Annotated in this window: 12 protein-coding genes; 3 read left to right on the top strand and 9 right to left on the bottom strand. The window is 35.7% G+C overall.

Features of this window, described 5'->3' with window-relative positions; all coding sequences use genetic code 11:
• Nucleotides 1-36 precede the first annotated feature (36 nt).
• A complete protein-coding gene (locus tag GOQ17_RS03085; RefSeq protein WP_159634637.1) occupies nucleotides 37-1638 on the bottom strand; it encodes a M20/M25/M40 family metallo-hydrolase in 1602 nt (533 codons plus the stop codon).
• A 180-nt stretch (nucleotides 1639-1818) separates the two neighbouring features.
• Between GOQ17_RS03085 and GOQ17_RS16540 the strand changes: the two genes are divergently transcribed.
• Nucleotides 1819-2358 (top strand): DUF2975 domain-containing protein, encoded by a 540-nt coding sequence (locus GOQ17_RS16540; RefSeq protein WP_159634635.1) that lies wholly within the window; start codon nucleotides 1819-1821, stop codon nucleotides 2356-2358.
• Nucleotides 2359-2361: 3 nt separating this feature from the next.
• Nucleotides 2362-2595 (top strand): helix-turn-helix domain-containing protein, encoded by a 234-nt coding sequence (locus GOQ17_RS03075; RefSeq protein WP_159634633.1) that lies wholly within the window; start codon nucleotides 2362-2364, stop codon nucleotides 2593-2595.
• A gap of 78 nt (nucleotides 2596-2673) precedes the next feature.
• Here the strand turns inward: GOQ17_RS03075 and pgi are convergent, their stop codons facing one another.
• On the bottom strand, nucleotides 2674-4320 hold the full coding sequence (pgi, locus tag GOQ17_RS03070) for a glucose-6-phosphate isomerase (protein WP_159634631.1): 1647 nt from the start codon (nucleotides 4318-4320) through the stop codon (nucleotides 2674-2676).
• Between the two features lie 86 nt (nucleotides 4321-4406).
• On the opposite strand from pgi, the gene prfB reads away from it, so the two are divergent.
• A protein-coding gene (prfB, locus tag GOQ17_RS03065) for a peptide chain release factor 2 (protein WP_159634629.1) occupies nucleotides 4407-5490 on the top strand; the annotation gives its coding sequence in 2 pieces (ribosomal slippage) (nucleotides 4407-4466 and nucleotides 4468-5490; 1083 coding nt in all).
• 46 nt (nucleotides 5491-5536) lie between these two features.
• On the opposite strand, the gene GOQ17_RS03060 is transcribed toward prfB, so the two are convergent.
• From GOQ17_RS03060 to GOQ17_RS03030, 7 genes are all read right to left on the bottom strand, one after another.
• Nucleotides 5537-7063, bottom strand: a complete 1527-nt coding sequence (locus GOQ17_RS03060; RefSeq protein ID WP_159634627.1) for a sulfatase family protein — start codon at nucleotides 7061-7063, stop codon at nucleotides 5537-5539.
• A 642-nt stretch (nucleotides 7064-7705) separates the two neighbouring features.
• Nucleotides 7706-9259, bottom strand: coding sequence for an Rne/Rng family ribonuclease (locus GOQ17_RS03055; RefSeq protein WP_159634624.1), 1554 nt, complete (start codon nucleotides 9257-9259; stop codon nucleotides 7706-7708).
• A gap of 304 nt (nucleotides 9260-9563) precedes the next feature.
• Nucleotides 9564-10400 carry a tetratricopeptide repeat protein gene (locus GOQ17_RS03050; RefSeq protein WP_159634621.1) on the bottom strand — a complete coding sequence of 279 codons (837 nt, stop codon included), beginning with the start codon at nucleotides 10398-10400 and terminating at the stop codon, nucleotides 9564-9566.
• A 14-nt stretch (nucleotides 10401-10414) separates the two neighbouring features.
• Nucleotides 10415-10708: an HU family DNA-binding protein gene (locus tag GOQ17_RS03045; RefSeq protein ID WP_132777778.1), complete on the bottom strand. Its 294-nt coding sequence runs from the start codon at nucleotides 10706-10708 to the stop codon at nucleotides 10415-10417.
• A 204-nt stretch (nucleotides 10709-10912) separates the two neighbouring features.
• Nucleotides 10913-11974: an aminotransferase class I/II-fold pyridoxal phosphate-dependent enzyme gene (locus GOQ17_RS03040; protein ID WP_159634618.1), complete on the bottom strand. Its 1062-nt coding sequence runs from the start codon at nucleotides 11972-11974 to the stop codon at nucleotides 10913-10915.
• A gap of 48 nt (nucleotides 11975-12022) precedes the next feature.
• Nucleotides 12023-12481 carry a hypothetical protein gene (locus tag GOQ17_RS03035; protein ID WP_159634615.1) on the bottom strand — a complete coding sequence of 153 codons (459 nt, stop codon included), beginning with the start codon at nucleotides 12479-12481 and terminating at the stop codon, nucleotides 12023-12025.
• Nucleotides 12482-12611: 130 nt separating this feature from the next.
• Nucleotides 12612-12944, bottom strand: a complete 333-nt coding sequence (locus GOQ17_RS03030) for a YegP family protein (RefSeq protein WP_159634612.1) — start codon at nucleotides 12942-12944, stop codon at nucleotides 12612-12614.
• Nucleotides 12945-12972: the final 28 nt, after the last annotated feature.

The raw sequence follows: 12972 nt of genomic DNA, 5'->3' as shown, positions 1-12972 counted from the left end.
TTCTTATTACTGGCTTAAAAGTATGAAATTCTAATTTTAATAACCTACTCCAGTTCTACGTGGCTGCCGAATAGCTGGCCAAGGCTGTGGTTTACCATCTCTACCTAATGGCAATACACGTTGCTCTCTATTAACCAGCTCTGGCTCTTCTGAGGCTTGGTAGGTCAGCACTGCAGTTAGAATAACATTCCATTTTAAATCATCGAATACCAACTTATCATACGTATCTAAGTTCGTATGCCAAGTATTCGTAAAGTATCCCCAGGACAATGAGCTCAACATAAAAGCAGGAATTCCAGCTGCTACAAATGATGCGTGATCTGATCCGCCACCACCTGGCGATCCTGGAAATTCAGTTTTAATATCTTTAGTAATTTCTTCTGGCACCGCACTTAACCATCTGCCTACGTAATCATAAGCATGCACAAAACCAGAACCGTTTATTCTTTCCACACGTCCTGTGCCATTATCCAAATTAAAAACAGCTTGTGTCTTTTCTACTATTTCAGGATTATCTAAGACAAAAGATCTAGAACCATTTAACCCTTGCTCTTCACTTCCCCAAAGACCTATTAAAATAGTACGTTTAGGATTTGGCAATATTTTCTTCAAGATGCGTGCAACTTCCATCATCGCAATAGTCCCTGTACCATTATCTGTTGCTCCTGATCCACCTTCCCAAGAATCCAAATGTGCAGAAAGAATAATATACTCGTTGGGTTTTTCAGAACCTTTTATTTCTGCAATTGTATTAAATGAAGGAACTGGTCCTAAGGATTTAGAAGCAGTATTAACCGCAATCTTCGGTTTAATACCATTTTGAGCTAACCTGTATAAAATACCGTAATCCTCTAAAGAAATATCCAATGTCGGAACTTTTTTAGAACGTGCTCCAAAAATTTTGTTAGCGCCGTATTCTCTTGACCAATTACTTGTCAGAATACCAATAGCACCCGCATTTTCCAAAATACCTGGGATGGAGTTCACATTATAACCCGTTGCTCTGATTCTATTGGCCCATGCGATACTTAAGGAATCTCGCTCTTTATTCATCTTGACAATAGATTCTGTTGTACCGTATTTTTCCCAATCATGATCAGGACGACCTGTTGGCTGCGGCATAGAAATCATTACATATTTTCCTTTTACATTTGGTAACCAGTTCTGAAAGCTAATTGAATCTTTAATTTCAGGTAGTGAAATAACTTCACCCTCTATTGTTTTTCCTTTTGTACTCGGACTCCAAGCGAGTTGTGTACCAGCCAGAGACTTAATACGCGGATATACCATATCAATATGGGAAATGCCACGCTCCCAGCCGTCCCATTCACCAAATTGTTGATTTCTAGCAGAAATACCCCAACTTTCGAATTTCTTTACCGCCCAATTATTTGCATTCGTCATGCCTGAAGTACCTACTAATCGTGGACCTACAACATCGAGTAATTCAAAAGCTAAGTTCTCTAATTCAGAATTCTTGTTTACTTCATCAACAATTTTTGTAACAATAGGATCTAGCTTTTGAGCAGGTCTTTGTCCTCTTATTTGAGCAAATGTGCTTTCATAAGAGAATAAACCTATGATGATAGTAGTTGACCAAACTAAGGATTTACCTTTGCCAGTGAAATTTTGCTTCATAGTTTTGTTAGATTGTAATTCGTTTCAATTCTATAAATCGAATTTAGGGATTTAATTTAAAAATTAACGTAAAAATCATAGATACGCAAATTAACGGCAATCTACTGTGACCTAATACTTATATTCAAAAGAAAAATTAAAATAATTTACCTTTATTACAAACCTATTTAAACATAAATTATGAAAACTAAAAATAATCTGTTGTGGAAGAATTTAATCCACATCATATGCTGGCTTATATTTATCGGATGCTGTATACAAGCAGGAGGTTTATTATATAGTTACATATTTAGCCTATTTGAACCTACTTATTTGAATGAACATTATTTAAGATTAGACTTATCCAAGATTTATAACGAGAACAAAACAATGTATAGTTTAGTAGCGATCGTATTAATAGTTACGTCAGCCACGAAAGCATTGATTTTTTATTATGTTTTAAAACTTTACAAGTTTTTTGAACTAGAAAAACCATTTACAAAAACCATACTAAATATACTTATCAAGATCACCTATTGCACAGCATTTATTGGTATATTATTAATTGTAATTAAACATGTTCTCAAAAACTTTTCTGAAAAGGGGTATGAATTTAATTTAATTGTAGAATTTCTAGAAGATGGTTCAACATATATAGGAATATATATCGTTTTGACAGTAATAACGTGGATATTTAAGAAAGGTATTAAATTGCAAACTGACAATGATTTAACTTTGTAATATATGTCGATCATTATAAATTTAGATGTAATGATGGCTAAGCGCAAAATGTCGCTTAATGAGCTATCTGAAAAAGTAGGATTAAATTTGTCGAATCTTTCAATATTGAAAACAGGGAAAGCGAGAGCTATTCGTTTTAGTACGCTAAATACGCTGTGCAAAGTATTGCAATGTCAACCAGGCGACATTTTAGAGTATACTGAGGTTGATGATGATGAGTTGGAAGAAGTCGATTAAAAGTAAAATCGAATACGACAAACAAGAAGAGGTGAACAGTTGTACTATTCGCCTCTTTTTATTAGTAATCTTAAGCTTTTATCGCCAAGCTTTATATTGATTGATCAATCCATTTGTCGAGCTGTCATGAGATTCCACTGCTTCTGCTCCACTCAATTCAGGAAGAATTTTAGAAGCTAATTGCTTACCCAATTCCACTCCCCATTGGTCGAAACTGTAAATATTCCAAATAATTCCTTGAACAAAAATCTTGTGTTCGTAAATAGCAATTAATGAACCCAATGATCTTGGCGTAATTTCTTTCAAAAGAATAGAGTTTGTCGGACGATTGCCTTCGAAAACTTTATAGTTCTTTAATTTCTCGATTTCATCTTGGGATTTTCCAGCTTTGACAAATTCCGCAACTACTTCATCTTCTGTTTTACCGTTCATCAACGCTTCAGTTTGCGCAAAGAAATTTGAGAGCAACAATTGATGATGATTTCCAATTGGGTTATGTGAGTTAGCAGGTGCTATAAAATCACAAGGAATCAATTTTGTGCCTTGGTGAATCAATTGGTAGAATGCATGCTGCCCATTTGTACCAGGCTCACCCCAAATAATTGGCCCAGTCTGATAATCAACCCGATTACCATTGCGATCGATGTATTTTCCGTTACTTTCCATATCTCCTTGTTGGAAATAAGCCGCAAAACGGTGCAAATATTGATCATAAGGTAGAATAGCATGACTTTCTGCTTCGAAGAAGTTGTTATACCAAATACCTAATAATGCTAGAATAACAGGAATATTCTGTTCAAATTCTGTCGTACGGAAATGTTCGTCCGCTTCGTATGCACCTTTTAATAATTCTTCAAAATTATCGTATCCAATGCCTAAAGCAATAGAAAGACCAATAGCTGACCATAAAGAATAACGACCTCCAACCCAATCCCAAAACTCAAACATATTTTTGGTGTCAATACCAAAAGCAGAAACACCTTTTTCGTTTGTGCTCAAAGCCACGAAATGTTTCGCTACATCTGCCTCCAAAGCGCCAGATTGCAAAAACCAATCTTTAGCAGATTGTGCATTTGCCATTGTTTCTTGTGTAGTAAATGTTTTGGAAGCAATCAGAAATAAGGTGGTTTCAGGATTTACTTTTTTCAACGTTTCCGCGATATGCGAACCGTCCACGTTGGAAACAAAATGAAGATTTAAACGAGTTTTATACGGTTTTAATGCTTCCGTAACCATGACAGGCCCTAAATCCGAACCACCAATACCAATATTGACCACATCCGTGATTTCTTTTCCCGTGAAACCTTTCCATTCGCCAGATACAATCTGATTTACGAACTCTTTCATATGCGCCAATACTGCACGCACTTTAGGCATCACATCTTCGCCTTCAACTAACACAGGCTGATCAGATTGATTACGCAACGCCGTATGCAGCACTTGTCTACCTTCCGTAACGTTAATTTTTTCACCATCAAACATCGCTTTTATAGCTGCGTCCAATTTGCATTCTTTAGCCAATTGAATTAATAATGCCAAAGTTTGCTCATTGATTCTGTTTTTGGAAAAATCCAATAATATATCATTGAATAGGATAGAGAATTTTTCAAAACGAGCTGGATCTTCAATAAATAACTCTTTTAAAGATTTTTCATTTATGGTAATGTAATGATCTACTAAGTATTTATAAGATGATGTTTGGGTAAAGTCTATACTGGGTAACATGTTTAAGTTTTTTAGAATTATGAGCACAAATATAAGGTAAAATCATGGAATTTCTAATTTACCAATTTACTTACTACCTTTGATTTATGACCAAAGAACAAATACAAGACTTGAGGGATCGTATGACATCCCTGAGGAGGCATCTTTGACATCGATGCGAAAAAAGCAGAGATTGAAAAAGACACAGAAATAACGCTGCAATCCAATTTTTGGGATTCTCCCAAAGAAGCCGAAAAAGTATTACATGGCATAAAAAACTTAAAAATCTGGACAGAACATTTTGATCAGGTATCGGCAGCAGTTGACGATGTGGTAATTATGTATGAATTCTTTCAATCGGGCGATGCAAGTGAAAAAGATGCTGAGGAGCAATATCAATTGGCATTGAGCGAAGTCGAAGAGTTGGAATTCAAAAATATGCTTAGCGCTGAAGAGGACCAACTGGATGCTATTCTGCAAATCACGGCAGGTGCTGGAGGAACCGAATCTTGTGATTGGGCAGCAATGTTGATGCGTATGTACATCATGTGGGGTGAAAAACATGGATGCAAAGTCACTGAACAAGATTACCAAGAAGGCGATGTCGCTGGTATCAAAACAGTAACATTACAGTTTTCGGGTAACTTTGCCTATGGCTATCTGAAAGGCGAAAATGGCGTACATCGTTTGGTTCGTATCTCTCCTTTTGATTCTAATGCCAAACGCCATACTTCATTTGCTTCTGTCTATGTCTACCCATTGGTAGATGATAATATTGAGATTGATATTAAAGATTCGGAAATAGAATTTGATACTTTCCGTGCTGGTGGTGCTGGAGGTCAGAATGTGAATAAAGTGGAAACAGCAGTTCGCTTACACCACAAACCTTCAGGCATTATTATCAAAAATCAAGAGTCTCGATCGCAATTGCAGAATAAGGAGAATGCTATGCGCTTATTGAAATCGCAATTGTACGAAATTGAAATGCGCAAACGCCAAGAAGCTTCTGCAGCTATTGAAGGTTCGAAAAAGAAAATTGAATGGGGATCACAAATCCGCAATTACGTATTACATCCATACAAACTCATTAAAGATTTGAGAACAGGAACTGAAACTTCCAATACACAGGCTGTATTAGACGGTGATTTAGATGAGTTCTTAAAAACTTACTTAATGGAGTTTGGAGGATAATTAAGATTTTTAAACCCTGAAATATGTATTTCAGGGTTTTTAATAACTAAATAATCTTATTAAAAATTTCTTCTGCTTCTTTATCGTCAAATTCTTTGATTTGTTTCAATAAAGCTTTTTTCATTTTCTTAACAATACCCTTGTACTTAGGATCATCATATAAATTCTTTAATTCTTGTGGGTCATTTTGTAAATCAAACAGTTCCCACGATTCAACGCGCTTATAAAAACGGATTAACTTGTAGCGTCCTTCTTTGACACCAAAATGAGGAGAAACTGCATGTTCGCCATTCTCAAAATAATGATAGAATATTTGTTTTCTATGTTCTTTTTTAGATGATTTTAGAACTGGAACAAAAGATTTACCTTGCATATCGCTCAGTTCTTTAACACCAGCTAATTCTAATAATGTAGGTGCAACGTCAGCATTTACAATACTTGCATCCGTGTGAGCTCCATTCCTAATTAGCGCTGGATATTTCATGATGAATGGTGTACGAAACGACTCTTGATACATGAACCTTTTGTCAAACCAGCCATGTTCACCCATATAAAAACCTTGATCCGAAAGATAAATAACGATGGTGTTTTGTTCTAAGTTATTTGCTTTCAAGTAATCCAACACGCGCCCAATATTACGATCCATGGATTGCGCAGTATTCAAATAGTCAATCATGTATCTTCTAAACTTCCATTCCGCCAAAGCTTTACCTGATAGCTTATCCGATTGTAATTTGTCGTAAATAGGTTGATAATAAGCTGCGTATTGCTTCTTTTGCTCTTCATTCATGCGCTTGAAGTTACCGTCAGCCATCATCTTTTCCCATGATTCAAACATTTTTAAATCATAGCCCATTCGCATATCTTTATCAATCGACATTTCTTGACCAGCAGCAGCTTTACGAGAGGAATAATCGTCATAAAAAGTTTCTGGCAAAGGAAATTCATCGTTATCATACGCACCAAAATCCTTAGGATCTGGCATCCAAGTACGGTGTGTAGCCTTATGACCAATTACTAAACAAAAAGGATTTTTGGTGTCAATAGAGTCGAGCCAATTAATAGCTTTGTCCGTCACAATATCCGAGACATACCCGTCGACACGCTCCGTTCCTTTATTTGAAATGAAGTCCGGATTGAAATAATGCCCTTGATCATTCAGAATATCAAAATAATTGAAACCTTGCAGTTTATGACCTAAATGTATTTTACCAATCCATGCTGTCTTGTAGCCCACACGCTGCAAATCTTTCACGAATAGATTCTGTGAAAAATCAAAATGAGAAGTTTCATTGTCTTTAAATCCATTTTTGTGACTGTATTTACCCGTAAGCAAGGTTGCTCTACTTGGTCCACAAATGGAATTATTCACATAAGCATTATTAAATACAAGCCCTTCTTGTGCGATACGATCAATTTGAGGTGTACGACCCATTTTGGATCCATAAGCTCCAATAGTTTGGTACGAATGGTCATCCGAAATAATAATAACAACATTGGGTTTGGATTGCTGTGCATGGGAAACAATTACATTTCCCATTACGACAGCTAACATTATAAGCCTTTTAATCATATTTAACAAACTTGATGTATTATTACCGTTTTAAAAATAATAAAGTGATAAATATATGTTTTTAATTTTTCACAAGACAAAAATCTTATGTTACACATATTAAATACTACAACAAAAACAGAAAAAAAATAAATGAAAATCAGATTGTTAATACATAAATCAAAAATATCTATAACAATATTTTATAAAAAAAACTGCCCCCATAGGCAGAGAACCTTTGAGAGCAGTTTTACAATTATTCACACACTAAATCAAGAAGATGATTATATTAACGTGAGTTCGGATTAGTTGACAATCAAATTATTATATACAAAAATCAAGCCTTTATTAGTTAAAATAATATATAATTTCACTTTTTTCTTATCCCGAACTCACGTTAAATTAATATTCGGTAAACTTCTCTTCATCAATTCGTTTTAAACCATATTTACATCAAGATGCAAAATAAGTACTTGACCTTTAATGGAATGTTAAATTACATTAATGAAAACATACGATTTCATAGGTTTATGACTTCAATTGGTGTCACGAATATAAAAGTACAATATATCTAGGCAAAATTATTTGTGTAAAAATTTGGTCCAACTAAAAAGAATGGGTGATATCTTTGGTAGATATCACCCATTTGTGAATGCCTTTATTTTATAACTTAATCTCTTCATCCTTTTGATTGAAGAAATGAAATTCTGTCAAGAAATAGGATTGTATAGCTTTCACCTTTATCCATTTTCCGTATTTAAAGAACCATTTCAATCGACGAGAAATCAAACCAGACGTAATGTAGGCGTCTATATAAGGATGTACACATAATGTAACACCTTTTTCGTTTTGTTCCTCTAGAATAAAACTTAAGTTATTCTCTATATCATCAAGCAATACAATGCTTGACCTTATTTCACCCGTACCATCACAAGCAGGACATTTTTCATTCGTCACCACGCTCATTTCTGGACGCACACGCTGGCGTGTGATTTGTACCAAGCCAAATTTGCTTGGTGGTAAAATAGTATGACGAGCTCTGTCCTCAGCCATACATTCTTTCAGGTAAGTATACAAATCTTTACGATTTTGGGGCTTGTGCATATCGATAAAATCGATTACCACTATTCCTCCCATATCGCGTAAACGAAGCTGACGAGCAATTTCTCTTGCCGCTTCCTTATTTACTAAGAGCGCATTATCTTCCTGATTCTCTTTACTCGCAATTCGGTTACCACTATTTACATCTATGACGTGCAAAGCCTCTGTATGTTCGATGACAAGGTATGCACCCCCCTGTAAATTAACCGTCTTGCCGAAAGACGCCTTAATTTGTTTTTCAACTCCAAAATGATCAAAAATAGGTTCTTTGTGTTTATACAATTTCACTATTTTCTCCAATTCTGGTGATATCTCTTGTACATATGATTTTACTTCTTCATATATAGAAGAGTCATTGACATGAATGTGTGTAAACTCATCCGTCAATATATCGCGTAGAATGGTAGAAGCTCTATCCATCTCCCCTAGAATCTTCTGAGGAGGCTCTACGTTTTTAAGGCGTTTGGTAAATAATTCCCATTTCGCAATCAAATCTAGAAGGTCTTTTTGAAGTTCTTCTACTCCTTTACCTTCCGATACTGTACGAATAATAACGCCAAAATTTGCTGGCTTAATACTCTCTACTATCTTTTTAAGACGTGTACGCTCGGCACTAGCTTTAATCTTTTTGGAAATGGAAACCGAACTTGAAAAAGGTACTAATACAACAAATCGACCTGCAATAGACAGATCCGAACTCAATCGAGGACCTTTTGTTGATATAGGCTCTTTAGCTATCTGCACCGGTATCATGACGTTACGTCCTAGTACGTCCGATATTTTGCCGGCTTTATCGATATCCTTTTCAAGTTTCAGACTATTCAGCAGATTCTCTTGATAACTGCCATTCTTTACTACTCGCGTGAGCTTAAGTAAGGATTGCACTTGAGGTCCTAAATCGAGATAATGCAAAAAAGCATCCTTATCGTAGCCTACATCTACAAATGCTGCATTCAGCCCTGGCATTATCTTCTTGATACGTCCGAGATAAATATCCCCTACCGCAAAATGATTGCCAGCCTGCTCTTTATTTAGTTCGACAAGCTGCTTGTCCTGTAGTAAAGCAATAGTCACTCCATTCTCAGGAGTCGAATCGATAATTAATTCCTTTACCAACAGCTACTCAAATTTTTGGGATATTGACACCTCGCGCATCAATATTAATCCCCAATGAAACATAAAACTTGTTTAATGAAAAATACAATCTATGAATAAAACCGAAGTTTTTCATAGATTGTATAATGTCTTTGAGATTGAATAAATCTTCTCAGACTACCTACAAGAAGAACTATTTTTTCTTGTGTCTATTTTTTCTTAAACGTTTTTTACGCTTGTGAGTAGCCATTTTGTGTCTTTTTCTTTTCTTTCCGCTTGGCATAGCTTAATGTTTTTGAATAATGTTAAAAAAATCTGTTAATTGTTATTTACTCAATGCTTCTATCTGACGATCAATGTATTGAGATAGGGTCGGATCTGCAGCCAATTCTTTACTCTTTGTAAAAGCAGCGATAGCTTCTGATTTTTGACCAATTTTTTCGTAAGCTGTAGCTAAATAGAAATACGATTCAGCATCAGCTTTTATTTCTATGACAGTTTGGAATCTTTCGATCGCACGATCAAATTGTCCTGACTGCATTGAAAACAAACCTAAAGTTTTATTAGCATCTAAATTTTTCGGATCCGCTTGTACCACTTCACGCAATAAAGCAATACCTGCCATTGGATTTGCCGAACCAGTAACCAGTGAAGCCCCTAAGCCTGTTTTAGCCGCTAAATTATTAGGATCCAAATCTACAGCTTTTTGATAAGATTCAATAGCCAATTTGTTCAACGCCGAGGCTAATGCCGTGTCTTGTTGATTGGTATATCCCTCACGGAATGCATCACCCGCTTTTACCCAATAATCCAATTTTGGAGTTACCTCCGCCATCTCTTTATAGATAAAGCCTTGTGGAATTGGCTTTGCCAAATCTTCCCACTTAGAAGCTAAAGACTGCAACAATGAAACTTTCTCTTCTCCTTCAGCATTCTCTACTTGTCCTTCGATAGTAGAAATTTCTTGAGCTAGTGAAGAATTGATCCCTTGTTTTGCCAGCTCAGAAACACTTTTCAATGTATACATCGAAGATGCGTCCTCAGTTGCTGCAGCAGTATTTTGCTCTTGCTTATCTACCAAACCTTTGATAGGTTGAGCCAATAGCGCGCCTATCATTACGACAACAACTACGATTACAACTATTTGTTTGGTATTAAGCATACTGCGAATTTAAATTATTTTTTTACTTTATTACCGTTTTTTACTTTTTCTACAAAAACTTTTGCTGGTTTAAAGCTAGGCACGAAGTGCTCTGGAATAATAATAGCTGTGTTTTTTGAAATATTACGTGCAGTTTTTTCAGCTCTTTTCTTAACTACGAAACTTCCAAAACCTCTTACGTATACATTCTCACCCTCAATCATCGCATTTTTCACAACCTTGAAGAACGCTTCTACCGTTTCTTGTACATCAACCTTCTCTAGACCAGTCTTGGTAGAGATCTCTGCAATAATTTCTGCTTTAGTCATATCTATATTCTGTAATAATTTATTTCTCCACTACCCTCATTTGGGGTTGCAAAATTATCGTTTTTCTATGATGTTTAAAAATATTTTAACTTATTTGTCAAACATATTTTTTTCATAATCAAACGATTAAGCAAATTAACTACCTCTACCTCATTTAAAATAGTCCGCAAATCTACGATTATTTAGTTGATTTTCAAACTATTATTAGTAATCAGTCTGTAATACACGTGTAAGATTTAGAATGTCTTGCGACGTGTGTAATGCTGATATAACAATTCTGTTTAACAAGGGACTAGACGGCAAAGGGTAGGGAAAACTAGATATCAACACCCCATTATTACACATATGACGATAGAGACTTGATTGTTTTGAGGTAAAAACAGGAAATCCTTTTGCATAATTTAACCGAAATTGGCTCTCTAATGCCGAAGCAAAAAGCTCCAAATTGTTATGCAGACTCTGATACGCTTTATTGTATATCGATTCACTATTCATGAGGGCATAAATAAAGCCTGGTGCACTAGGAGACGCTCCCATAAAAATAGGCGATTTTTTCACCTCTGCTATCGTGTCTTTTGAACCGAGCACAATTCCAGCATCCGTACCCAAACCTTTGGCCAAAGAAGCAAGAAGTACGATTTCGATATGCGGACAAGACTCAAATAAACTAATATCTGTTGAGGCAGCGTTTTTATTTACCACAGCTAAGCCATGCGAATCATCCAGAACTAATGTAATATTTTTAAATGACGCAATATTCGCTAATGGCGAAAAGTCATATAGAGTAGGCGTCAGATTGTCAATAGCATTCGCTATAATGACAAAGGAGTCCTGATTTGAATCATTAATATACGCAATCGTATCCAACAACCACTGTGAGAATCTGGTCGACTCAACCTTAGGCGCACCATCCAACCATAATGCTTGATGCGCATGAGGAGCATAAATAATTTCTCCTCTACTGGAACAAATCTGCACAGTTGCTTGCGCAGCTAAATAGCCACTTGAAAACAAAGCTGCAGCATCGAAACCAAATCTCTTGGCTAATTTATCTTCCGCTTCGTCATATATACCCAATTGAACATTATTCGAACGAGAAGTACCATTGTTCAATCCGTATTTTTGAATCCCCTCAACAACCAATGATTGATATTCTTCATCAATAAGAAGCCCTAAGTAAGCCGTTCCGCCGAAAAAAAGATATTCTTGCTGATCAATTATGATCGTACGTCCTGTAGGTTGTTGTAGATGCCGAAAAGAATTCATTATAGGTTGTATTACTTCACAAATGTAATCAAACAAAGAAACTAATGACTAAAACAAATGATAATTGAGTGGAATACTTACTCCTACACTAAAATTGAAGCCTTTTATAGATGGTAAATTCTTCTTTTGATTCAATTCAAACCCGTACCCTGCTCCAAATTCTAAAATATTGAACACCCCCAATCCGACCTTTGGTGTAATTGTATAAGGCGTTGCCTCGGCTTTTATAAATGGCCAAACTCCCTTTGCTCCTAGGTAATAGGTCACACCTAACTCCGGAATAACATACGCCATTTTGTCCTGAAAAGTCAAGTTTGCACCCGCATCAAAACGCAAATAGTTTGCATATCCCAAATCCGTCAACGCCCAAAAAGCCCCCTTTAAAAAACTTTTTTCTTGATATTGGTAACCCAATGTAGGACCAATTATCCATCTTGATTTTTGAATTTCTTGCGCATTAATGGCTGTAGCAAACAGTAAAAGTAGAAATACCGATATGATCCTCATAAAGCGAAACAATTAATATCTAAATATAACAAAAAGAAGCTGCCCTTATGGACAGCTTCACTCTCATTATTTAAGTTCTTTAAAAACGTTAAATATCATACAATATTAATGCCAACAATTTGTTTTATTCCTATGCATCCAAATCTACAATAGACGCTTCTGGAGCATTTTCCATCACGGATTTAATCCCATTATCCCTTCCAGAGGCAGACTCATACATTTCACTTGAGCCTATTGTTTGTCCATTTGAAGCCTTAAGGTTGAAAAAGTATTTATTATTAGCTGACGCCTTTCGTTCGAATCTATCTTCTATTTGTGAATTTTTCTTTACGGATTCTATACCGTTAACGCAATTAGCTTTAGATGAATACCCCTCACTACTTAGAATGACTTGCCCATTGCCAGCTTTCAAATTAAATTGATATTCACCATTTGAACGCTTCTTTATCTCAAATTTTCCCATAATTGAAGTAATAATTTATATTTATAAC

The organism is Sphingobacterium composti, assembly GCF_009829075.1.
GTDB lineage: Bacteria > Bacteroidota > Bacteroidia > Sphingobacteriales > Sphingobacteriaceae > Sphingobacterium > Sphingobacterium composti.
Note: the sequence above shows the minus strand (reverse complement) of the source record. Positions and strands in the feature narration are given on the sequence as shown.